The following is a 23,047-nucleotide window of genomic DNA, read 5'->3' on the forward strand; positions in this document are numbered from 1 at the left end:
CCGTCTTATCTGGCAATCCTGCCACTGGCAACTCGCGTTGTCGGCGTGCGACACGATCACTCGCCAACAAACCCACGGAGGAAGCGCAATGAACCGCAATACCGAGCTGCTAGCCGCTATACAAACCTATTTCGATGCCCTCTACGCCTGCGATCTTATGCTTTTTGACAAAATCTTTCATCCCGCCTGCAGCCTGTTCGACGCGGACGAAGGTACAATTGCGGTCGACCCGATCGCCGACTATCGCCAGGTGATCGCAAAGCGTGAATCTCCCGCAAGCCGCTCGCAGGATCGCGAAGACGAGATCATCCTGATTGACTGGCTTTCGCCGGCTGCGGCCACCGTAAAGGTGAGGTTGCGGATTCACGCGAATGTCTTTGTCGATCATCTTTGCTTCGTGAGGGACATTGACGGCTGGCGGATCGTTGCCAAGGTATGGCATCTCGAAAGCATACGGGCATCGTCCCGGTAACCAGGATAGAAGCGGGAGATCAAAAACAATGATTGTGTCTTACGAAGAACAGTCGCCATCAATCGATCCGGAGGCCTGGATTGCTGAGGACGCAACGGTCTGTGGTGATGTTGCCATCGGTGCAGGTAGCAGGATCATGCATGGCGCTCGCCTGGTGGCAGAAGCCGGGGGGGCCATCCGCATCGGACGCAATTGCATCGTGTTCGAGAACGCGGTTATCCGCGCCACCAGTCGCCATGACTGCTCCGTAGGGGATCACTGCATCGTTGGTCCGAACAGCCATGTGGTCGGCGCCCAAATTGATGCCGAAGTTTTCGTCGCCACCGGAGCGGCCGTGTTCCACGGGGCGCAAATCGGACATGGATCGGAAGTCCGCATCAACGGAACCGTGCATCTGCGAACGCGGCTGGAACCGGGCTCCACCGTTCCGATCGGATGGGTGGCTGTCGGGGACCCCGCGCAGATTCTGTCACCGGATCAGCACGAAGCAATCTGGGCAATCCAGAAGACACTGGATTTTCCTGGCTTCGTCTATGGCGTCGATAGAAGCGCGCCCGACGTGATGAAAACGATTACGTCACGCTTGTCCGATGCTCTTGGAATTCATCGAAGCGAAAGCGGTTGTTGAAGTCGCGGTTCCCGACCGGTTAGTGCTCGTTTTGGCTCATAGCTACCATCGTGGCTCAGTCGGGTCGACATGTCTCTTGGCTGGCAGGTGACGCTGCCGCCATAACAGGCTGCTCTGGCGGGGTGCCGGTTCCATCCGATGGGTTGGCGCTCAATGCATAACGCGGACCCGGTTCGCGCAGGCCAGTAGAGCTGGCATCAACCGCCCGCCCGCTCTGATGCAATCTGAAAAACGCGCCGCCCCGGCGGTCCCGGCTCAAGCTCTGGAACGAGCCCTCCCGGATCACGGCCGCGCTTTCCAGTCCTCACCACAGGGCGGCGCGGCGCACGTCCCGGTCCCTCGCCTGTTCTAACAGACAGTTGCGCGCGTCATAAACGGGACTGCGGCTTCCCGTTCCAGCGCCGCCGCGACCGAAGGGCGAGCCTCAATCCGGCGCATGTAAGCTGCGACTTTCGGCCAGCGGCTGAGGTCGATGCCAAAGCCCTTCATCCAGCCGAGGACCGTGAAGAGGTAAGCGTCCGCGACCGTGAAGCAGTCACCCATCAGATACTCCTGCGTCGCAAGGCCGGTTTCGATGAGATCGAAGCGCCGGGTCAACCTTACCCCGAAGAGGTCACGTACCGTCTCCGGCAGGTCTCTGTTGAACAGCGGACTCGATCCAGCATGGATCTCGCTGGTGACGAAGTTGAGCCATTCCTGGAGCCGGGCGCGCTCCAGGGTGCCATTGGCTGGAGCCAGACCCAAATCCGGATTCAGGTCCGCCAGATACTGGAGGATCGCCGGCCCCTCGGTCAGAACGTCCCCGGTGTCGAGCGCGAGCGCCGCCACGTAGCCTTTCGGATTGATGGTCAGGAAATCGCCAGGCTCTGACATGAGCTTTGTCTGGTTGTCGACCCGGACGAGATTGTAGGGAAGCCCCAATTCCTGCAGCACGATGTGGGGAGCGAACGAGCAGGTGGCACTGGCGAAATAGAGTTTCATGGGAGGGTTCCATTTTAATTCGGCTGTTGGCGGATATTGACAGATCCCCTGGAACAAGAAAAATTACTGCCTAAGATTTCAGATATAAGCTTTGCTACTATGAACCTGACCCAAATCCGTAGTCTGATTGCGGTCGCCGAGGCGGGAAGCTTTACCGCGGCAGCGACGAATGTAGGCGTCACGCAGTCCGGCATGAGCCAGGCGCTGGCGATGCTGGAGGAAAGCTTGGGCGTGAAGTTGTTGGCGCGTCACCGGCATGGTGTCGAACTCACGGCTTTTGGAGAGCGAGCGCTAGACCATGCCCGCGCTGCCTTGGCGCATCTGGACGCCATCGGAAAGGAAGCTGCCGAGGCCGCCGGCGAGGAAGTCGGCTCAGTCCGGATCGCGGCCTTTCCAAGTGTTTTTGCCACTGTGTTGCCGCCTCTCCTGCGACGCTTCCGCTCCCTCCATCCAGGCATTGAACTGATTGCACTTGAAACGGATGATCGGGAGGTCGAGGCCTGGCTTGAGGCCGGATCCATCGACCTCGGCGTCGTCCTTAATCCGCAACCGGACAGCGATGCCGTAGTGATTGGACAGGATGCCTGGGTCGCTGTTCTACCAACGGCGCATCGCCTTGGACGACGTGAAACCATCTCGCTTGGTGACTTGGCCGCGGAACCCTTCGTGCTCGCTACCGGTGGGTGCCACGTCCATGCTCGCACCCTCGCCGAAGCGGCGGGCCTGTCGCTCGCAGATGTGCGAATGGAGGTGCGGGACTGGACCAGTGCGGTCGCGCTGGTAAGGGAAGGTGTGGGCGTCAGCCTTGTCCCGGAATCGACCCTACCCGAGAAACGGAAAGGCCTGCGGACGGCACGGCTCGATCCGTCATTGTGTCGCCGCTTTGGCTTGGCAGCCTCTCCCAGGCGCAAGCTTGGGCGGGCGGCAAGCCAGCTGATCGAACTGGCCCGCGGATGAGGGCCTTCCAACTGGTGTGGCTATCTTCAAGTCCACGCCAGCCCCGTTGAGATCATCGTCATTACATGTCGAAGATTGCCAGGGTACCCTAACACGCAAATAAAATACTCGCTGTTGAAGGGAACAGAACTGCCCCCCGTTTTTGGCCACACGATAACAACGATTTGTCGGTCTTGCGCTCAGGTAATCCCGCCTCCATCCAAACATCATTCGATCAGACGATCAACCAAACGCTTCATGAGATCCATTCGTTCATGAAGAATCGCCACGATGAGGGCGGGCCATCCTCTCGAGGCAGACAAAAGACGTAGTGGTGCATCGCACCATTCGTAACGCCGGATAAAGCGCACTCATATCCCTGAAAGAACCTTTGCCCTCGGCAAGGGTTGCGGTATTTCGCTCCAAACCCGAGACGGAACGGCGTACCTGGCAGCACCTCATTGCGCACGGCGCGGGCACGAACTTCAGGAGAGAATTTGTTCGTCGCCTTGCTTGTCATAGACCCTGCTTCTCACGAGTTGAGGTCTCCGGCAAACTCGGGGCGGTTCACATCGCTCATCCAACCGCCCAAAATCATGATCGCTATATGGATCGTGACCGGGGTGGTTAGCCCGGTCACGATCAGGTGATACTTTCCGGCGTACTTCCCGAACGTCAGAATTCTTCCCAGCGATCAGCGGCGGCCGCTGCACCGCCACCACGGCCGACAGCTCCGGCAACTTTCGCAAGCATGCGGCGGGCGGGAGAAATGACGGGCTTGTGTTCGGCTCTTACCACCGTTGGTCTACCGGGTTCCACACCTTCTTCGGAGCCGACGCGGAAATCAGATATGATCTCGCGCAAGCGCTGCACTTCGCTGGCAAGAGCAGCACTGGCTGCCGTCGATTCCTCGACCATGGCTGCGTTTTGCTGTGTTACCTGGTCCATCTGGTTTACGGCTGTATTGACCTCGGCGAGACCGATCGACTGCTCTTTTGCCGACGTTGATATGGCGTCGAGCTGCGTGTTGATCGAAACAACCTGCTCCTCGATCACCTTGAGCGCCTGGCCTGTTTCCTGAACCAGCATTACACCCGTGCTGACTTCATCCACGGAGTTTCGGATGAGCTCCTTTATCTCCTTGGCTGCCTGAGCCGACCGCTGGGCGAGTTCGCGCACCTCCTGGGCGACCACCGCAAAACCCTTACCCGCTTCCCCGGCCCGCGCCGCCTCGACACCGGCATTCAGAGCCAGCAGGTTGGTTTGGAAGGCGATCTCATCGATGACGCCGATAATGCTGGAGATCTGGTTCGACGACTGTTCGATGCGCTGCATGGCGATTACGGCATTCGAAACCACTTCGCCCGAGCGGCGCGCCGACTTGTTGGCCTCGATTGCCACATGACGCGCTTCCTCTGTGCGCCTGGATGAGTTCGCAACGTTGGTGGTGATCTGGTCGAGAGCGGCTGCCGTTTCCTCAAGCGACGCGGCCTGCTGCTCCGTCCGTTTGGAGAGGTCTTCGGCACTCTGGCTGATTTCACGCGCGCCACTGTCGATTGATCCCGTGGCGTTCGCCACCGACCGCAGGCTGTCCGCCAGCTGGCCAACGGCTGCGTTGAAGTCGGACCGCAATGCTTCGAAGTCACTGGCAAATGGTTCGTTCAACCGGAACGTCAGGTTCCCGCTCGACAGGTGCTTCAGGCCTTCCGCAAGGCCCGACGTCGCCTGTGCCATCTGCTGGGCCCGCTCACGCTCACGTTCCGCGATCCGCAGTTGCTCTGCCTGGGTGGCGGAGCGCGTCGCAACGGCTTCCTGTTCAAGTTCCCTTGCCCGCAAACCGTTTTCCTTGAACACCTGAACCGCTCTCGCCATGCCTCCGACTTCGTCACGGCGATCCGTGCCGCCGACGTCAGCGCTGAGATCCCCATTGGCGAGCACGTTCATGATCGCGGACATCCGCTGAATTGGGCGCACCAGCCAGGAACGGACAGCAAGGAAGCCGACGCCGAGAACGACGATCAAGCCAAGGATGACAGCTGTCATGGTCGTGGCAACGGTGCTGCTGGCGTGTGCGGACAGCTCCTCACCCGTCTTCGCAGCAGCATCAACGATTTCATTCGTTTCAGCTGTAAATTTTGGAGTCAGCGCACTGAAAGCCGGCTGACACTGGCTCAGGAACAGTTGCTGTGACGCGGCAATGTCTTGCTCCGTCGTCGCGTTTCGCGCTGCCACAATGGTCGGGCCACACACCTCTTTCATGATCTTGAGGCCTTCGGCCTTGAGAAGAGCAACCTCAGCGCGCTGCGGGACAGCGCCAGCAACGGTGTCCATGTATTTCACAAAACCGGCTTCAGCATCCTTGATATCCTTTTCCGCCCGCTCGTTCAGGCCTGCCGAGCGCGACATCAACAGTTCCCCGATGGACGCTCGTGCTGCCTGGAGGTTGCGGTTGGAGCGAGCCAAATACAAGGCGGCGGTTGATTCGCCTTCCATCAGGCCAGCATAGTCTTCGTCAACTCTGGCAATCTGGATTCCGGAATAAAGGGCGACCCCGAGAGAGAACAAGCCGAAGCATGCCATAATAATAAGAAATTTCCCGACGATAGAAATGTGTTTCATGTGCCGCTCTCGCAATAATTAACGTTTATCAGGAGGAACCACGAGCAATTCATTCGCCGGGTGTACCGATGGTGGCATACGCACGAAGAAGATTTCCGAATATACGAGAATTTACTCCAAGACGTAATACCTGCTGAAGGCGATCAAGATTACCGTTTCATTTTCAGCGTTACGAAATATAGGATAATAATATTTTATATTCGTTAAGAATCACATTCACTGACGATCACCTGCTGCCCCCCTAGGCCCAGTGATGCGCTTCAGCGCGGCGACGGTTGCGAGGTCGGGCGCCTCTGAAGCGGTCGGCGGGAGAGCGGCTCGGCTTCTTGCTCAATCTGCCAATCGTGGTTCTTGCGGTCGAGTTGAGCTGCGGATCTCATTCGGTAACGTTGCTCACGTGGCGACAATCTGATTGTCACCTTGGGTCTGTCTGGCAGAAGGCGATCATACAATGCTCGAACGAACTATTCGCACTTGACGTGTTTCCCGACCGGGCTAGCGACCGTCCGAACGGCACAAACTGTCGCGGTCTTGCACTTGAAAGGACGTGAACGCTCGACATGCGACAAGAGTGCGAGCCAGAGCGCCAAGCCTTTGCCAGTCCTGCCATTTATGGCTAGTGGCTACGTTACCCCGACGCACATGCGAGCTCGCCTCGCGAACAGAGTTCTCGACCAACGAACGCATGGCGCCGTTATCGTGGGCGGCATCCACGACGAGGATTTCGACTTCTTCCAGGCTGGCGGCGATTGCGAGGCGCACGCGGCGATGGCCGGCGTCGATGACGTAACCGTTTCCGCCATCCTTTTCCGGTGCGACTACCGGCGGCTGGACTATGCCGACGGCCTTGATCGTCGCCAACATCAGCGCGTCGGCCTGCAGCAACGACTCGACTGACGCATCCGGTCGGGATTTTCCTTGAGCGCGCGCGTCAACCTTGATGATCTGCATGGGATTTGTCCTTGTCCAGAGGTTCCTGACCGGCGCCTTGACGGCCCCTGTTATCTTCATCTTTTCTCGAAGGGACCGCCGAGCGGCCGGGCTGTCGCAACTGCGGCCGAGCATCCCTGCCGTGCGGGACCAGCGGAGTACAGCCCTGCGAAGGGCAAGCAGCTGGGATCGCGCAGGCGGCAGTTGAGCGAGAGCGTCGGCGGGAGGACCGATCTGCGACCGGTTCATCCTTCCTGCTTTTTCAATCCTCTCTTCTCAATGCGAGCCGACGATCGAATATGATAGTGCTGGTGGCAGCGGTGCCTGAAGGACGGGGCTAGGTCCGACGCCGCAGAAGGGCCAGCGCGTCAGCCATCATACGCTTCAAGATGAGAGTTCTGTTTTCCGGTGAGTCGAAGGCAGCTTCCGGGACAGCAACAGCAGCAGGCGAGAGATTGATGCTGTCAGAGGGCGGGGTTGGAAGGGGCTCTTCGACCACCGCAGGGACGACGATGTGCGTGATCGTTGTTTCATCGGATTTAACCGAAACGGCGACCTGTGCTCCGGAGCGGAGACGGTCGACCCCCGTTTGGGCGGCATCTCGCTCATCCTCAGCTTCGACCAGCGATGTCTGCGTTACGAGAAAAAAAGGCATGTGTTCCCACAGAGTGTTTTGATTGAGGTCTCGTCTGCAAAGCGGCTTCGGTCAAGGTGCAGGACCACGTTTGCGGTCGCCTCCGAAACAAAAAGGCGCTCGACCCGTGAGGGGAGCGCCTCCTTTTGTATCCCGGGACAACATCAAACGCCGCTGCGATTGCAGCGAGCAGGACGTCGTCTCATCGGGAAGTGATGTACAGATATTGTTGACGAAGAGTAATTTCAAGTCGCGATCTGGATTACCCCCTGTTAGATTTTCCTGTCCTTCTAAATGTCAGGCGAGGCAGTATGAGCACAGATTCCGAAACCCGCAGAGCCAACGCGCAGCGTGCGATTGATCGCGCGGCAGCGCGTGGTATGCCGATCGACACGGATCCTGCCTTCGTTGCCTTGCTGGAGGAATGGACCCGCGGAGATATCGACATGAAGGCCATGCGCGAACGGTACCTTGATATAATCGCTCTTCAAGCTGCCCGACGGCGGGGCCTGCGCAAAAGCCGCCTCGGCATAAACTCCCCGGAATCGTCGGATGAGGCGAACAAAGAATAAAAAGATGGGCCTGCGGAAACCGCGGCCCATGAAGTGTGGAGATCTAAAACCTCCAGAGAGGAACAGCTGCTGCGACGGAACTGAGAGGTGACCGTCATGTGCATCAGCTGAAGGCGCTATGCCTGAATTTTGACCGGCAGGAAAACATTTATTGTGCAACGCAGCCATGCAGACGCCGCTACGGTCTCGTCGTCCGGATTTGCCGCCATTTGAGCCTCGATTGCGGCCAGCTTCAGCCGCTTTCCTCAAGCTCGTCTTCGAACGCGAAAGCGCCTCCGTCTCGGGAACGGCAGGAGACCAATCGCTCGGCGTCTTCAAGTCGGAGGCGATAATTGTACTGTTCGTCGCCGAAGCCTTCAAGAGCGTGCTGCAGCCGTGAGACGGCACCGAGCAGCGTAACCGTGATGGCCCGATCGATCTCATAATCTGCACCGGTGCGCTGGAGCACGGCCTCGTAGCGATAACCATCATCCTTGCCGAACCGCTCGCCCTGTAAACGAGATCAAAGCCACTGATTGTCGCGAGATGGATCTCACCCTCTTGCTGCAGTTGGAACAGGGTCAAAATCTCCTTCGCCGGCATCCGACCGGCTTCCTTGCGTTCGGTGTGCTTCTCACCGGGCACCGTCATCGAGAAGACGTCGCCGCCAGCCGGCCGCAGCCGAGCGGGCGAAGCTTTACCCTTGACGCGACCGGCGGGCATGCGGCAGACCTCCTCTTCCTGCCCTCGGTTTCCTTTCCTTCTTTCTTCTTCCCGCGCTCTCAGCGCGTCATTCCAGTGTTCGGCCGGCGGTCTCAGTGGTAACCGGTCGCAGCCCACCTCCACGGCAATGTCGCCCAGGCGGTCGGCAAAGGTCAATGAGCCAGCCAAGGATGGAATTCATGCTTATGCGGAGGTGAGTATAAGCAAGAAGAGCCAAGGGGACTTATGGTCACCTCAGGCTCGATCGCCCTGCTTTGGGGGCATCCCCCGACTTTCAGCTGCACATGATTGGCCTCAGACCGGAAGCAGTTGACTTCTCCAATATATCCATTATTCTGGATGCATGGAAAACAATAGCGCAATAACGGTCCTTGCGGCCTTGGCACAGAACACCCGCCTCGAGACATTTCGGTTGCTCGTCCGGCACGAACCCGACGGTATTGCGGCAGGTGAGCTGGCGCGACTACTCGACGCTCCCCAAAATACCATGTCAGCGCATCTTGCGACGCTATCCCGTGCCGGGTTGGTGAAGAGCGAGCGCCAGAGCCGATCAATCATCTACCGGGCCGATCTCGACGGCCTGCGCGACCTGACACTATTCTTGCTGAAGGACTGTTGTGGCGGTTCGTCGGAGCTTTGCGCTCCACTGATCGCAGAACTGACGCCATGCTGCGCGCCGGAGGCGAAGCCATGTTGAGCGCGATAGCATTGCACGAAGTGGCCGGTAGCAACGTCCGTCTCCGCGAAGCGCTCCGCGCCGCGGATCTTCCGACCGATGATATCGAATATGCAGACCGTGCCTTCTTCGAAGCCGTTGCGGGTGGCGACGGGATTGTCGGCTATGCCGGCCTCGAACGGTGCAGCGGCGATTACCTGCTGCGATCCGTTGTCGTACTTCCGGCGTATCGGGGTCATGGTCTGGGACGAGCGATCGTCGAGGAAACGCTGCAAGGAGTTCGCGGCAATGTCTTCCTCGCAACCACGAGCGCTGCCCCCTTCTTCTCGACCATCGGTTTTTTCGAGGTGCAGCGAGCCGAAGTGCCGGCCGCCGTACTTGCGACCCGCCAACTTTCCTCCCTCTGCCCCTCGTCGGCGACCATCATGAAGCTCAAAAGGCCTCCGACCTAACCACGGACCACGACCATGACTGACAAGACCTATAACGTGCTGTTCCTCTGCACGGGCAATTCCGCTCGCTCTATTCTTGCCGAGTCCATCCTCAACAAGGAGGGCGGCGGCCGGTTCAAAGCCTATTCCGCCGGCAGCCAGCCGAAGGGCGAAGTCAACCCACACGCGCTGAAGGAACTGGATGTGCTCGGTTATCCGTCTACGGGTTTCTCGTCGAAGAGCTGGGACGTCTTCGCCGAGGCGGGTAGCCCAGAGATGGATTTCATTTTCACCGTCTGCGACAGCGCTGCGGGCGAAGCGTGCCCGGTCTGGATCGGCCATCCGATGACTGCCCACTGGGGCGTCGAGGATCCGGCAGCCGTCGTCGGGACTGAAGTCGAGATCCAGCGGGCTTTCGCTCAAGCTGCACGGTTCCTGAAGAACCGGATCATCGCCTTCATCAACCTGCCCATAGCCTCGATCGACCGCCTGGCTCTCGAACAGCACGTTCGCCAGATCGGTTTGCTGGAAGGCGCATCGGTCAAATCCGCGAAGGCCGAGTAGCATGTCGACATTTGAACGATACCTGACCGTTTGGGTCTTCCTCTGCATCATCATCGGTATTGCCTTGGGGCATCTGCTACCAGGCGCGTTCCAGGTGGTTGGAGCCGCCGAGATTGCCAAGGTCAACATCCCCGTCGCGATCCTGATCTGGCTGATGATCATCCCGATGCTCCTGAAGATCGATTTCCGGTCGCTGGCGCAAGTCGGCTCCTACTGGCGTGGGATCGGCGTCACGCTGATCATCAACTGGGCGATCAAACCCTTTTCCATGGCGTTGCTGGGATGGCTGTTCGTCGGCTGGCTCTTTCGGCCATATCTGCCGGCAGACCAGATCGACTCCTATATCGCAGGTCTCATCATCCTCGCCGCGGCACCTTGCACTGCGATGGTCTTTGTCTGGAGCAATCTGACACGAGGCGAACCGCTATTTACTCTCTCACAGGTCGCCTTGAACGACGCGATCATGGTCGTTGCCTTCGCGCCGATCGTCGGCCTGCTACTCGGTCTCTCGGCCATCACCGTGCCGTGGGCGACGCTTGTCCTGTCGGTTGCGCTTTATATTGTCGTGCCTGTGATCATCGCCCAAGCGCTGCGTAGCCGCCTGACCTCCGATGGTACGACGCGTGCGCTCGATAGCCTGCTCGCGAAGCTTCAGCCGATGTCGCTCGTCGCGCTCCTCGCAACCCTCGTCCTGCTGTTTGCATTTCAGGGTGAGCGGATCATTGCGCGGCCGACGATCATCGCCTTGCTGGCCATACCGATCCTGATTCAGGTCTACCTGAACTCCGGACTGGCCTACCTTCTGAACCGCATGGCAGGTGAGCGTCATTGCATTGCCGGGCCGTCAGCGCTCATCGGTGCCAGCAATTTCTTCGAACTTGCGGTTGCCGCCGCCATCAGCCTGTTCGGATTTCAGTCTGGCGCGGCACTGGCCACTGTCGTCGGAGTTCTGATCGAGGTTCCGGTGATGCTGTCCGTCGTCTGGATCGTGAACCGCTCGAAGGGCTGGTACGAAGCATCGCCCGCTGTCGCCCGCAACACCATCACTGAAAGGATCTGACTATGGACGTCACCATCTATCACAACCCGGCCTGCGGCACGTCGCGGAACACGCTCGAGCTCATCCAGCATGCCGGGATAGAGCCTACCGTCATCGAATACCTGAGGAGTCCTCCGAGCCGGGAGCAACTCGTTGGGATGATTGCGGACGCCGGCCTGACAGTGCGTCAAGCGATCCGCGAGAAGGGTACGCCCTTCGCCGAACTCGGCCTCGACGCCCCTGATCTAACCGATGACCAGTTGCTGGATGTGATGGTTCAGACCCCGATCCTGATCAACCGACCGTTCGTTATCACCCCATTGGGCACGCGGTTGTCGCGTCCCTCTGAGGTGGTGCTGGACATCCTGCCGGCCGATGCCTTCAAAGGACCGTTCACCAAGGAAGACGGCGAACAGGTCCTCGACCAGGAAGGAAAGCGCATTGTCTGAGACATTTCCCGCACTGCACAACGACCACCTTCAGCCGATCGCGCCAGAACCGCTGCGGCCAGAATTCTCGACGCACAAGCCGAGAATCCTGATCCTTTATGGATCGCTCCGGGAAGTGTCTTATAGCCGCCTCCTTGCCTTTGAAGTCCGTCGGCTGCTCGAACGCCTCGGATGCGAGGTGCGGATATTCGATCCGGCCGGATTGCCGCTCCCGGACGAGGCACCCGTCAGCCATCCCAAGGTTCAGCAACTCCGCGACCTCTCTCAATGGTCGGAAGGCCAGGTCTGGATCAGCCCGGAGCGCCACGGCGCGATGACCGGCATCATGAAGTCGCAGATCGACTGGATCCCGTTGTCGCTCGGCTCCGTCCGCCCCACCCAGGGCAAGACGCTGGCGGTGATGGAGGTTTCGGGCGGGAGCCAGTCCTTCAACGCTGTGAACCAGTTGCGCATCCTCGGCCGCTGGATGCGGATGATCACCATCCCCAATCAGAGCAGCGTGGCGAAGGCGTTTCAGGAATTCGACACCGATGGCCGGATGAAGCCCTCGTCCTACTACGACCGGGTCGTCGACGTCTGCGAGGAGCTGGTGAAGTTCACCATTCTCACCCGTGATGCATCGTCCTACCTGACCGACCGCTATAGCGAGCGGAAGGAAGAGGCGGCCGCGCTGGAGAAGCGGGTCTCGCTGAAGTCGACCTGACTGCCTAGACCGTTGCGATGGCTGGCCGCCTACAGGATGCAGCCACCGCAACGAATGCCGCGATGCTGACAGCACCGAGACATGCGTTTCCAATTAGTGACAGGCTCAGGCCCAGGTTCTCCATGGCGGCCGCGAACGCGAAGGGTGCACCGGCTCCGAGCGCCAGTCGAGCCGCCGCCATCTTGCCCGTGATCGCGCCATATCCATCCGATCCGAACAGATAGAGCGGCAGGCTTCCCTGCGCGATGCTGTTGATGCCGGAACCGAGCCCGAGGCAGATGGCGAAGGCGACAGCCCCCGGCAGCCAGTCTCCCGTTGCCAGCAGGATCAGGATGCCGAACACGATCAGCACTGCGGACACCACCGCGAGTACCGGCGGCGACAGGTTCTTTCCGAAGACCATGTTGATCAGGCGGCTCGCGACCTGTGCCGGACCGAACAGAGATCCGATAACTACGGCCGCGGCATCCAGCCCGATGGAACCGAGCATCGGCACCATATGCGCGAGGATCGCGGCAAGCGTAAACCCGAGAAGCGCGAAGGCGAACGACACCATGATCATGCTTCGGCGGCGGGCATCGTGGGGGATTGCTCCGATTATGGTTTCGCGAGGCCGGGCGGCTGCTTCCGCATTCGATCCCGTCTTGCCGACGCGCATGACCCAGACATGCAGGGGCATGCAGAGGAACAGGTTCAGCGCTGCAAAGACCAGATAGATCTCACGCCACGACATCCATCCGGAAAGCGCGGCCGAGATCGGCCAGAAGATTGTCGATGCGAATCCGCCGATCAGCGTCAAATAGGTGATGCTCCGGGATGCGGTGCGGGGATCGCTCTCAACGAATGCCGCGAATGCCGCCTGATACTGCACCATCCCCGATGAGACCTCGAGTAGAATGATGGCGATGGCGAACACCGCGACCGAGGGCGACCAGGCGCATAAGGTGAGCGTCAGGGCGGCAAGAACCGAGCCGATCGTCATGATGGTGGCCGCGCCGACCCGATCCATCTGCTTGCCGAGACAGGTGGCTGACAGGCCGCCTATGAACAGCGAGACGGAGAAGACCCCAAATACCTGGGAAAGCGACAGGCCAAGATCGGCCGCCATGCCGGGAGCGAGGATGCTGAAGCTGTAATAGAGAGTGCCGTAGCCGATGATCTGCGTGATACCGAGGGCGGAGACGATGCCCGCGAGAACCTGTCGACTATGCACCTGCTACCTCACCAGCCGGATTGCAGCATCCGTCGCCCTTCTCGACACTCTCCCGGATCGCAGGGTGCCCGGCGCAGCAATCCTCCATCAGGAACTTCACCAGATCGGCAAGGCTCTCGTAGCTGGCGCTGTAGATGATCGAGCGAGACTCCCTTCGCTGAGAGATCAAACCCGACCGCTCCAGTTCTTTCAGATGGAATGAGACATTCGTTGCGGAAACGCCCATGCGCTCGGCGATCACCCCTGCGGCCAGTCCTTCAGGCCCAGCGACGACCAGCGCCCGGACGATGGCAAGGCGCGTCTCCTGGGACAGTGCTGCGAATGACGAAAGGGCTTGACGCTCATCCATATTTCAATAATCCTTGAACTATTGTATGTAGGGATACCCCAAATGAACGCGATCGACAAGACACTTTCGACAGATATCAGTCTCGGCAATCTCCTCGATGTGCTTGCGGTGGTGTTGGTTACCACGCAGAACTGATGAGCCGGTTATGGAGTAAGCCCCCCGGGCTGGTCCAGCGATGCGCTTCGAACTAAGCCGCCTGCTGGGCGAGTTGGGTTTCAAATTCTGTTGGCGATCTGCCGTTCAGGAAGAGACAGGTCGAAGCCCCGTCCTCTCGATGAACTTGATATGAGCGCCCTTTTCATCGATCTCGAGAATGGCCGTCGGGCCGCTGGGTGCCACGTTGCTGAGAGAAAACGATGGCCGGCCGTCATCGTCGGAGCTTGAGCAAGGCGGCACCAGCGCCGTCGGGCTTCAGAAGCTCGACCGATGGCGTTCCCTCAATCGCCGACAACTGTATCCTGGCCTTATCCTCTGAATCGACGATCTGCAGCGGTCTGGATCTTCCGCGAAAATTCCTCAGACATGTTCGTTCCCGGGCGATGCCTGGACTTCAGGCCGAGAGAGCAGCGAACGGACCATCGGAATGACCTTTGTACCGTAGAGTTCGATACTGTTCATCAGCTTCTCGTGCTCCATCGGGCCAGCTGAATATTTCATCTGGAAGCGCGAAATCCCGAGCGTTCCCACAAGCTGCGCAATCTTCCTCGCAACCGTCTCCGGGGAGCCGGCGTAAAGCGATCCATGTTCGATCTCGTTTTGGAAATCCTTTTCCGTGACAGGCGGCCAACCACGCTCCTGGCCAAGGCGGTCACGAACCTTCTTGAAATGCGGAAAGAGGTCACGGCGGGCCTGCTGGTCGCTCTCGGCAACATAGCCGGGCGAGTGCACGCCGATCTCGCGGGCGGGGCGGCCCGCCTGCTCCGACGCCTTCCGATAAAGCTCGACATAAGGCGCGAAGCGGCGCGGATCGCCGCCGATGATGGCCAGCATCAGTCGCATGTCGTGCCTGACGGCCCGAAGCACGGATTCCGGGCTGCCGCCGACGCCGATCCAGGTCTTCAGCTGCCCGCCTGCGACCGGAGGATAGACGATCTGATCCTCCAGCGGCGGGCGCCAATCACCGTCGTAATTGATCACATCCTTGGTCGCGAGCTCGGAGAAGAGGTCGAGCTTATCCTCGAACAGCTCTTCGTATTTCGACAGATCGTAGCCGAAGAGCGGGAAGGATTCGATGAACGAACCGCGCCCGAGAATGACCTCGGCGCGCCCGTTCGACAGCGCGTCGAGCGTCGAGAAACGCTGGAACACGCGGATCGGATCATCGGAGCTCAGCACCGTGACCGCTGATCCCAATCTTATGCGCCCGGTTCTGGCGGCGATGGCTGAGAGCACGACCTCCGGAGCCGATACGGCGAAATCCTTGCGATGGTGTTCGCCGATCCCGAAGAAGTCGATGCTATACCGGTCGGCCAGAACGGCCTCCTCGACCACGTTGCGAATGACCTGCGGCTGGGCAAGAAGCTGCCCGTCCCCTCCGGTGGTGACATCCCCGAACGTGTCGAGGCCGAATTCGAGAGTTACCGTCATCGGGTGACCTGTCTGATCTGTGCATTTCGTTAAGTGTGAGATGGATATGCGATGGGGCTGTGTGAAAGACGTCAGCCGCCCTTGGCGCCGCGCCGTGCGTTGCGCGACCACGGCCACTGGCCGTCGATCTCGGCTTCGAGCGAGAAGCTGAGGAAGGTGCGGATCAGGACGATCAATCCGAGAAGACCGACGCTTTCCCAGGTGAGCGGCGCGATGATCGTGGCGATGATATCGGCCCCGATCAGGATTTCGAGGCCGAGCAGGATCCCGCGTCCGAGATTGGCGCGATAGCGATCATAAGCCTCTCGCCTGTCATCGGTCGCAAGATCCCTGACATAGCCCACGGTGGCGACGGCCACGCCGATGAGGATGACACCGACGCCGAAGAATTCGAGGCCCGATGCGAGCGGCTTCAGGATGGGGGCGATCAGACTGGCCAGACCACCGGTTTCGCTTCCGATATCCATTGCACTGTTCCCTCTGGTTGACCTAGTTAGCTTCGGCGCCGGCCGTGCTGGCGAAGAGAGCGGCGACGGCGATGATGACGGGCAGGCTGAAGGCGGCGGCGGGCGCGAAAATGTAACCCGCAGCGCCAACACCACAGCCCAGCGCAAAGGTGACGACCGCGCCGGCCATCTTTTTGATCCGCGCCTTGGCGGCGACGACTTCCTCAGCCTTCGGGTCTGCCAGAAGATCCGCGAGATCAAGCATGATCTGGGTCGTGGTTCCGGTCATCAGGGTCGAGGGCGGTGCCTTGGCCAGGTGGGACTTGTGGAGACCGTTCTGAATTGCCATCGCCGAAACCAGCGCCATGCCGACGAAGAGGGTGACCGTGCTTTCCTCGGCATGAAACGGCCCGTGATAAAGCGCGTAGATCGCCACGCCTGTAAACAGGGCGAGCTTCACCAGAAGCATCGGCCGGATCGGCGAGCGACCAGCGCCCTGAAGCTTCAGGCAGATGAGGCGCGAGAGGAAGACGACGAGGCAGAACACCGGAAGCGCCAGCAGCTTGGACAGCGCGCCGCCAAGACCGAGCGCCGCCGTGGCGCCCAGCGTGACGAAATTTCCCGTCACATGGGCGGTGAAGAGGCCCGACAGGGCCAGGAAGCCGAGCGTGTCGACATAGCCGCCGTTGAAACTCAGGAGCATCGGAAGGGAGGGGAATTTCATGGGGATCTCTCTCGATTTTTGCAGCAGGTGATGAGCTCGACATCAGCCTCGGTATCGTCGGCGACCTGATGTCCATCGGATGACGTGATATTCGCTTGAAAGACCCGACCCAACAATTGCATCAATAATTTCGATATAATTGCCACAAATGAAACAATGGACGACCATGAGGTCGCCCGTTGCGGATTGATTACGCCTTTCCCGGACGGTTGATTGTGAGGAAGTGCCGCACCACCGGCTTTTCCAGCCCGGAATGATAAGCCAGCACCTTGCCCTGCAAATCCGCATCTGCATGGGAAACCCGCTTGTGCTGGCGCAGATGCTCGGCCCAAGATTCCACCATGAACCATTCGACGATCTTCTGCGGATCGGCGGAGTCCTCCGTCACGCCCCAGCCATAGGCGCCATCGCGGCGACGTTCCTGCGAAAGCTCGTCCAGCGCATGCAGGAAGGGCAGCCATTGCCGTTCGAGGCACACTCGAAGCACTTGTGATCCATCTTCCCAGAGAGCACCTGTCAGAACTTGCAGATTACACGAGAGGACCTCCCGTTGACGATTTGGCGACCTGTAGAGGCATGGCCGACCCGACGGTGCGGGACATCGGCGCCGCCCTCCTCCCTCTCATCGAAATGGACCAGGCGGACAGCTCACTCATCAACCATATTGCACTTGCACTGAACGCCCACATTGCTCACCGCTATGGCCGTTCCCGCCGAACGCATTGAAGCGCCGCCCGGTGAAGCGACGCGGCGGCGGTTGGGTTTGGGCAATAGTGGCTCCAAACTTCAGAGCACCGTTTCACGGAAAATTGTGGCTCGGGAAAGAGGCGCTCAAGTGCATACTGCTTGATTGTCTTGCCCTGCAAAGCGGCCAGCAGCACCTTTAGGCTCTAATGTTGTTGATCCGTTATGTCGATCGTCAATCCGCTCATCTGACGTGCTCCTGAACCAGGAAAACCCGCATTACACTTATGTGGATATGTGGCCACGGCCGATACCTCTGATCCGATGTCGCTTGGAGGGATTTGCTATTTCTAAGAAGAAGACGCCCCCTATCTACCTCCGCTCGACCACAACCCCAGACCGGTCGCCAGGCTCAGGAACAGATATCCCCCGCCGGCGGCCGAAGCCGTCAGATCATTCCTGCTGCGGCGGTTTGGCCTGCACCTTGGGCTGCGGCAAAAGGATCTTCGCCAGTTACGCGTCTGCCCGCGCGGACATTATCCGACCTCGGAACGACGACTGAAGACATGATGTGTTGGTTTTACGCGGAACTGAGCCGGTTCAGTTCCGCGCGGAAACCAACAGCCATGGTTCTCTTGATGGACATCAGACCCCGCAACGCTGGCTAACAGATCTTGAGGCGAACGAAGCCATTTCGCCAGAAGCAGAACGTCTTTTGTCATATCAGTGCGGCGGACCCAAGCGGGGGGAGCAGACTCGTCTGGCTCCCCTCCTCTCCGCCCCGGCTCGGAGTGAGGGGCGAGGATTTGCAGGACGTGACCACCCCTGGCGATGCCACTAATTGCGCCAGTTGATCAAGGGCTTCCCGTATACTGCTGTCGGTCAGGCCGGAAATCCGCGTGACCTCGAAGTGTCCACGCGGGATCAGGGGCCGAGAGCAGCGCGCGAGTTGCATCCGGCGACAGAGGCCGTGAGAGCAGGAAGCCCTGAAGATGATGGCAACCCAGACCCTTTAAAGCATCACGCTGCTCCGTTGTCTCAACACCCTCGGCCGTAATCTGCAACCCCTTGGCCCGCGCGACATTGATCATCGCAACGACGAGAGCCCTGTTGTCGCTTCTGTGGATTTCCTCGATGAATGATCTGTCAATCTTGATGCGATCCACATCGATCTTCTGAACCCGCGAGAATGACGAGTATCCCGTTCCGAAATCGTCGATCGCAAATCTGACGCCGGCTGCGCGCAGGGCCGCAATATTCCGTTCCGATCGACCGTCCTCACCGGTGGCAGCGCTTTCCGTTATCTCGATTTCCAGACGGTTAGCCGATACCTGCCATTTTTCGAGCGCAGCAATTATGTTCAGAGGATAGGCGGGCGAACACAGCTCCATCAAGGATGCATTGAGCGCGATGTCGATTTCGGGAAACTGCGCCAGCATGGAACAGGCGTCTTCCAGCACAATGCCACCGATTTCGTGGATCAGGCCACACTCTTCGGCGAGCGGAATAAATTCTTCGGGACTTATGTATCCGAGTTCGGGATGGTTCCAGCGGGCCAGGGCCTCGAGGGAACTGAGCATCCCATCCCCTGCGGAGAAGACAGGCTGATAGAATATTTCTATCTCCGCGCGGCCGTTGACCGCTTTTCGCAGGTCGGCCTCCAGAGCCCTCCTCTTGCGAACCAACTCGTCCATGTGGTCGCCGAATATCGCGTAAGTATTCCTGCCAGCGGCTTTGGCGTGATAAAGTGCAATGTCAGCCTGACGTATCGCCTCATTTGCATCAAAGGCGCCGTGCTTGAGGGCCACTCCGACGCTCGCGCCAATTGCGACTTGCGCCCCCTCGATTTCGAAAGGCGCTCGCAGGTCGTCCACGATGGCTTTGGCAACATGCTCCGCCTGCAGCAATTCGTTCAGTGCGACAAGAACGGTAAATTCGTCCCCGCCGATCCGCGCAACAAGGCTGTCGGGCAAAAGACGCGTGAGCCGCGCTCCGACGAGTGATATCAATTTATCACCGGCGGGATGGCCAAGCGAATCGTTCACCGCCTTGAACCTGTCGAGATCGATGAACAGGACGGCATGCACCTCGCCTTCCCTCGCGTTTTGCGCGACCGTCGCAACTCTCGCGTTGAATTCCGTCCGATTGGCAAGGCCGGTGAGAGCGTCGTGTGCCGCCTGGTATTGCAACTGCTCCTGGTTCGCCTTTAACCGGTTTGACCGCCTCCAGAGTGCGTTTCCACCAACGCTTGCGGCACCGAATATAGCAAAGAGAGCAAATGCGATCGCGGGAATGGTGGCCTCAAGAACTTTCTGGCCGGGTCTGAATGGTTGCCATTCGAAGTAGCCAATGACCTGTCCGGATTTCGAACGCAACGCGAGATACGAAAAACGCGGGTCCGTCGGCTGATGAAGGGCAAAGCGGAGATTGTCGAACTGGTATTCCTGACCCACTGTTGCTGCGAGATCTCCGTCGAGAAAACGAACCGCAACATGCAGATTTTGCTGTCCCGGTTGTTGCTCGATATCTCCTGTGTCGGAAACGATTGGTTTAATGCTGAGGATCGCCGGGCGCGAACCAACGTAGACGATGTCCGCTTCGCCTATGGAGAGGACTTTGCTACTCGTTCCGTCCTGATCGCCTGCAACAAGGCGCTCCTTCAGCCTCGTTGCCAATGGAAGATAGGCGATCCGCAAACCATCGCTGACGGTAGTGTCATCGGGCTCGAGAAGAAATTGGTAGACCGGATTGAAATCCGCTGTCAGCACGATTGCTGCATCGTGTCCGAAATAGGTATTCATCCATACGCCAAGATTGGTGGCCATCCAGTCGCGATTTCGGGCAAGCGAATTCGTAACCGCGTCATCCCAGACAGTGGCACTTTCCTGATCATGAGCTATTGATGACTTCAGTTTTGATACCGTCAGGGCGACCACATCGCGCTGTCTTGCAACCGCGATAGCGTCGCTTGCGATCGCTGCCCAGTAGAGTGACAAGAGAAGCAGCCCACATATAGCGATCGATACCATGACGGGCAGGCTAAATCTCCAAAACCATTTCGACTGCAGAAGGGTTCGCATACTTTTTTATCCGCCTGTGTTTCATCCACACTACGTGAATAAAACTTAAGACGGCTGGAACCAATATAGTTAAGCGAGGCCGAAATCGCTTTCGTACGGTGCCGCACAAACCGGCTCTTCACGGTCGTACACCTGCAATGTTCCGCTCCGGAAACGACAACACCCGGTGCCTGCCCGCTTGCTAATTTGCGGTGAGCTAAGGACCTGATAGCTACCGTTCCCGAACAGGGTTTCAGAGGGAGTGCAGACGCGACGAAAACCGCAAGCCGTAATGCGACGTGTAGATCTTCGGGTGGATCGGCGGAATGCCATCGCTCTGCAGATCGCAGGGCTGCTCCAAAGGCATGATGAGGCCAATCCCCAAAATTCTTCGAAAAAATACCCGTCAGATCCACATCACCGAGCCCCATAGCTAAATGAAATCGGGAGCTAAAAGCCACAGTCTCAAAGGGGCGAAAGAGGCCGTTAAGCCGCGTCATCGCGTTTGACACAAACAATTGAAAGCCGGTCGGCACCTTAACAAAGTGCTCCTCGACAACATGTCCTTATAATCGGGGTCTGCATGAGGATTTTAAGGTTCTACGTCTGGATCGGCGGTTTTCGGATCGCATAGTGGCCTGAGTTCACCTTTGGCCACGAATTCGGGTTTGCATCCGGTGCCGCGTCAGCGTCATTCGTCGGACGGAGGATTCTCTGTGGCATTGCGGAACATGCCCACGAGCGTGCGACGCAGCTCCTGCCGCTGCTCAAACCGGGCGCTCATGCCCGCGTCTGCCACGGCGTCGCAGTTCCCGGGGAACGGGCTCTGCTCCAGCTCCTCCACGCAGCGGGCGGGCCAGCTCGCCGATGCCGCGACCGCTCGACGGTACTTATCGCGCGCTTTGGTGCACAGCGCTGGCGTGTCGTCGGTGCAGCCCATCGCATAGGCCAGATAGGCGATATAGTCGCGTTGCCATGCCGCGTCCGAAAGCCCCATGTCGTCAGCGGCAGGGGCCGGAACGCCAGATCGACCTGCGGCTTCGCTGTCAGACCATTGCGATAGATGATGCCCAGATATTTGCAGGCATAGGGGCCAATACCGGCATCATCGGAGTCGCAGACCAGAGTCATCCGATCCTTCGCGATGCCGTAGTTCCGATGGGCGGGATCGAGGAAATAGATTTTGCCGGCTTCGTAACAGCCACCCATCTGAAAACCGGCCGCGCAGGAGCGTTCATAGTTCGCCAGGGCAGCGGCAGCATCGTTCCGTTTTTCGGCCGCGACGCCGGCGCTCCAGCAACTGTCGACGTTGCTATCCTTGACGCAGGCTGGCGGGGACGGGTCTTGCACCGCAGGCTGCGCCTGGACAGCTCCGCGGCCTGAAGCGATTACCTCAACTATCACCATCACCGAAGCAAGCAGTAACGATCTCATTTTTCTCTCGGACGATGGCACGGTTTGATCGCCACTCTATCGGAATTATTGCCTGTGGTCGCTTTATACAGGAGCCGAACTGGCCAAATCACAAATCTCCCGGCGCTGTCGATCTTTGTATGGCCGATTTCAAAGAATGAGGCAACGGATGGAGAGTCGGCTGTCACACCCCAGCCGACGCAGAGATGGCGTCGGTAATTGTGCACCTAGGCTGTGTCCCCATAACGGGGTTCATGTTGATGACGTTGTGTGATTCAATTTCCTGGAAAGGAGATTGTTATGCGCCGTCACGAACTGACCGACGAGGAATGGGCGGTTATCGCGCCTTTGCTGCCGACCAACAGCCGTGGAGTTGAGCGCGTGGATGACCGCCGGGTGATCAATGGTATCCTATGGCGTTTCCGGACAGGTTCATCCTGGCGTGATGTACCGGAGCGCTATGGTCCGCGCACGACGCTCTACAATCGCTTCTCTCGCTGGCGCAAGGCAGGCGTCTGGGATCGCCTTCCCGGCGCTGTTTCAAGGCATTATGCCGGAGAGATCGTCATGATCGATTCTTCCTGCGTCCGCGTTCACCAGCATGGTGCAAACGCAAAAAAGGGGGATCTGCCGATCCTTGCATGGGACGTTCGCGTGGCGGCCTGACGACAAAGATCCACGCGCTCGTCGATGCTGATGGTTTGCCGGTTCGACTGGCATTGACCGCTGGTCAGGCCGCCGATGCTCCTATGGCCGAAAAGCTGCTGAGTGACATTCGGCCCGGAACGACACTGCTTGCCGACAAGGCCTATGACACCGACGCGATCCGTAACTTCGCCAAGCAACGCAAATGCTGGGCAAACATCCCCGCCAAGGCCAACCGAAAACAGACCTTCAGTTTCAGCCGTTGGGTCTATCGCCAGCGCAATCTGATCGAGCGTTTCTTCAACCGCATCAAACAGATGCGTGGTCTGGCAACACGATACGACAGACGTGCTGACAACTACCTTGCCGGGCTCAAACTGGCCGCGACGAGAATCTGGATCGCTTCAATTAACGAGTCCGCGTCCTAGTTAGATTGATAGCAGGTCAAAGATAAGGCCGGTGCACTCTGATCGATAGAAGGATTGCAAGGTCTACTCATCATCAGCACGCCAGTGCCAGACTTTGGCGTCGAATCGACGACGTCCAAAAGCTCCTATATAGGAGCTTGCCGCCGAGTACCCGCGGAATCAA

22 protein-coding genes and 4 pseudogenes are annotated in these 23,047 nt (G+C 59.0%); 13 read left to right on the forward strand and 13 right to left on the reverse strand.

What is annotated here, in order from left to right; all coding sequences use genetic code 11:
• Positions 1-88: 88 nt before the first annotated feature.
• On the forward strand, positions 89-472 hold the full coding sequence (locus RAC79_RS17505; protein WP_374997374.1) for a nuclear transport factor 2 family protein: 384 nt from the start codon (positions 89-91) through the stop codon (positions 470-472).
• Positions 473-500: 28 nt separating this feature from the next.
• Positions 501-1,100, forward strand: a complete 600-nt coding sequence (locus RAC79_RS17510; protein WP_374997375.1) for a gamma carbonic anhydrase family protein — start codon at positions 501-503, stop codon at positions 1,098-1,100.
• Between the two features lie 348 nt (positions 1,101-1,448).
• On the opposite strand, the gene gstA is transcribed toward RAC79_RS17510, so the two are convergent.
• On the reverse strand, positions 1,449-2,081 hold the full coding sequence (gstA, locus tag RAC79_RS17515; protein ID WP_374997376.1) for a glutathione transferase GstA: 633 nt from the start codon (positions 2,079-2,081) through the stop codon (positions 1,449-1,451).
• 99 nt (positions 2,082-2,180) lie between these two features.
• On the opposite strand from gstA, the gene RAC79_RS17520 reads away from it, so the two are divergent.
• The gene (locus RAC79_RS17520; protein ID WP_374997377.1) at positions 2,181-3,038 is read left to right on the forward strand and encodes a LysR family transcriptional regulator; all 858 of its coding nucleotides are present in this window, start codon (positions 2,181-2,183) and stop codon (positions 3,036-3,038) included.
• Between the two features lie 206 nt (positions 3,039-3,244).
• On the opposite strand, the pseudogene RAC79_RS17525 reads toward RAC79_RS17520, so the two are convergent.
• The 3 genes and pseudogenes from RAC79_RS17525 to RAC79_RS17535 all read right to left on the reverse strand — a co-directional run.
• Positions 3,245-3,467: pseudogene (locus RAC79_RS17525) on the reverse strand (type II toxin-antitoxin system RelE/ParE family toxin); the annotation flags it as partial.
• A 225-nt stretch (positions 3,468-3,692) separates the two neighbouring features.
• Positions 3,693-5,636 carry a methyl-accepting chemotaxis protein gene (locus RAC79_RS17530; protein WP_374997378.1) on the reverse strand — a complete coding sequence of 648 codons (1,944 nt, stop codon included), beginning with the start codon at positions 5,634-5,636 and terminating at the stop codon, positions 3,693-3,695.
• Positions 5,637-6,131: 495 nt separating this feature from the next.
• Positions 6,132-6,587, reverse strand: coding sequence for a ParB N-terminal domain-containing protein (locus RAC79_RS17535; RefSeq protein ID WP_374997379.1), 456 nt, complete (start codon positions 6,585-6,587; stop codon positions 6,132-6,134).
• Positions 6,588-7,511: 924 nt separating this feature from the next.
• Here RAC79_RS17535 and RAC79_RS17540 point away from each other — a divergent pair.
• From RAC79_RS17540 to arsH, 9 genes are all read left to right on the forward strand, one after another.
• Complete coding sequence (locus RAC79_RS17540; RefSeq protein ID WP_374997380.1) at positions 7,512-7,772, forward strand: hypothetical protein; 261 nt, start codon at positions 7,512-7,514, stop codon at positions 7,770-7,772.
• Between the two features lie 220 nt (positions 7,773-7,992).
• Positions 7,993-8,151 (forward strand): hypothetical protein, encoded by a 159-nt coding sequence (locus RAC79_RS17545; RefSeq protein ID WP_374997381.1) that lies wholly within the window; start codon positions 7,993-7,995, stop codon positions 8,149-8,151.
• A gap of 146 nt (positions 8,152-8,297) precedes the next feature.
• The gene (locus RAC79_RS17550) at positions 8,298-8,576 is read left to right on the forward strand and encodes a hypothetical protein (RefSeq protein ID WP_374997382.1); all 279 of its coding nucleotides are present in this window, start codon (positions 8,298-8,300) and stop codon (positions 8,574-8,576) included.
• Between the two features lie 241 nt (positions 8,577-8,817).
• Positions 8,818-9,171, forward strand: a complete 354-nt coding sequence (locus tag RAC79_RS17555) for an ArsR/SmtB family transcription factor (RefSeq protein ID WP_374997383.1) — start codon at positions 8,818-8,820, stop codon at positions 9,169-9,171.
• The gene (gene arsN2, locus RAC79_RS17560; protein WP_374997384.1) at positions 9,165-9,602 is read left to right on the forward strand and encodes an arsenic resistance N-acetyltransferase ArsN2; all 438 of its coding nucleotides are present in this window, start codon (positions 9,165-9,167) and stop codon (positions 9,600-9,602) included. The genes RAC79_RS17555 and arsN2 overlap by 7 nt, the downstream gene beginning before the upstream one ends.
• A gap of 15 nt (positions 9,603-9,617) precedes the next feature.
• Positions 9,618-10,145: an arsenate reductase ArsC gene (locus RAC79_RS17565; RefSeq protein WP_374997385.1), complete on the forward strand. Its 528-nt coding sequence runs from the start codon at positions 9,618-9,620 to the stop codon at positions 10,143-10,145.
• A 1-nt stretch (position 10,146) separates the two neighbouring features.
• Positions 10,147-11,205: an ACR3 family arsenite efflux transporter gene (gene arsB, locus RAC79_RS17570; RefSeq protein WP_374997386.1), complete on the forward strand. Its 1,059-nt coding sequence runs from the start codon at positions 10,147-10,149 to the stop codon at positions 11,203-11,205.
• A gap of 2 nt (positions 11,206-11,207) precedes the next feature.
• Positions 11,208-11,633 (forward strand): arsenate reductase (glutaredoxin), encoded by a 426-nt coding sequence (gene arsC / locus RAC79_RS17575; RefSeq protein ID WP_374997387.1) that lies wholly within the window; start codon positions 11,208-11,210, stop codon positions 11,631-11,633.
• Positions 11,560-12,336, forward strand: a complete 777-nt coding sequence (gene arsH / locus RAC79_RS17580) for an arsenical resistance protein ArsH (protein WP_374997388.1) — start codon at positions 11,560-11,562, stop codon at positions 12,334-12,336. Before arsC ends, arsH begins: the two co-directional genes overlap by 74 nt.
• A gap of 4 nt (positions 12,337-12,340) precedes the next feature.
• Here arsH and arsK read toward each other — a convergent pair whose 3' ends face one another.
• The 9 genes and pseudogenes from arsK to RAC79_RS17625 form a co-directional block, all read right to left on the reverse strand.
• Positions 12,341-13,549 (reverse strand): arsenite efflux MFS transporter ArsK, encoded by a 1,209-nt coding sequence (gene arsK / locus RAC79_RS17585; RefSeq protein WP_374997389.1) that lies wholly within the window; start codon positions 13,547-13,549, stop codon positions 12,341-12,343.
• Positions 13,542-13,898, reverse strand: a complete 357-nt coding sequence (locus tag RAC79_RS17590) for an ArsR/SmtB family transcription factor (protein WP_374997390.1) — start codon at positions 13,896-13,898, stop codon at positions 13,542-13,544. The genes arsK and RAC79_RS17590 overlap by 8 nt, the downstream gene beginning before the upstream one ends.
• A 516-nt stretch (positions 13,899-14,414) precedes the next feature.
• The gene (locus tag RAC79_RS17595; RefSeq protein ID WP_374997418.1) at positions 14,415-15,485 is read right to left on the reverse strand and encodes an LLM class flavin-dependent oxidoreductase; all 1,071 of its coding nucleotides are present in this window, start codon (positions 15,483-15,485) and stop codon (positions 14,415-14,417) included.
• A 71-nt stretch (positions 15,486-15,556) separates the two neighbouring features.
• Entirely contained in the window at positions 15,557-15,952 is a 396-nt protein-coding gene (locus tag RAC79_RS17600; RefSeq protein WP_374997391.1) for a DUF1622 domain-containing protein, read from the reverse strand.
• Between the two features lie 22 nt (positions 15,953-15,974).
• The gene (locus RAC79_RS17605) at positions 15,975-16,655 is read right to left on the reverse strand and encodes a YoaK family protein (protein WP_374997392.1); all 681 of its coding nucleotides are present in this window, start codon (positions 16,653-16,655) and stop codon (positions 15,975-15,977) included.
• Positions 16,656-16,845: 190 nt separating this feature from the next.
• A pseudogene (locus RAC79_RS17610) lies at positions 16,846-17,106 on the reverse strand (MFS transporter); the annotation flags it as partial.
• A gap of 247 nt (positions 17,107-17,353) precedes the next feature.
• Positions 17,354-17,587, reverse strand: a pseudogene (locus RAC79_RS17615) (hypothetical protein).
• Between the two features lie 606 nt (positions 17,588-18,193).
• Complete coding sequence (locus RAC79_RS17620) at positions 18,194-20,335, reverse strand: putative bifunctional diguanylate cyclase/phosphodiesterase (protein WP_374997393.1); 2,142 nt, start codon at positions 20,333-20,335, stop codon at positions 18,194-18,196.
• A gap of 754 nt (positions 20,336-21,089) precedes the next feature.
• Complete coding sequence (locus RAC79_RS17625) at positions 21,090-21,395, reverse strand: hypothetical protein (RefSeq protein ID WP_374997394.1); 306 nt, start codon at positions 21,393-21,395, stop codon at positions 21,090-21,092.
• 716 nt (positions 21,396-22,111) lie between these two features.
• Here RAC79_RS17625 and RAC79_RS17630 point away from each other — a divergent pair.
• Positions 22,112-22,884: pseudogene (locus tag RAC79_RS17630) on the forward strand (IS5 family transposase).
• Positions 22,885-23,047: the final 163 nt, after the last annotated feature.

The sequence above is a fragment of the Agrobacterium sp. LR_9 genome (assembly GCF_041954855.1).
Taxonomy (GTDB): Bacteria; Pseudomonadota; Alphaproteobacteria; order Rhizobiales; family Rhizobiaceae; genus Agrobacterium; species Agrobacterium leguminum.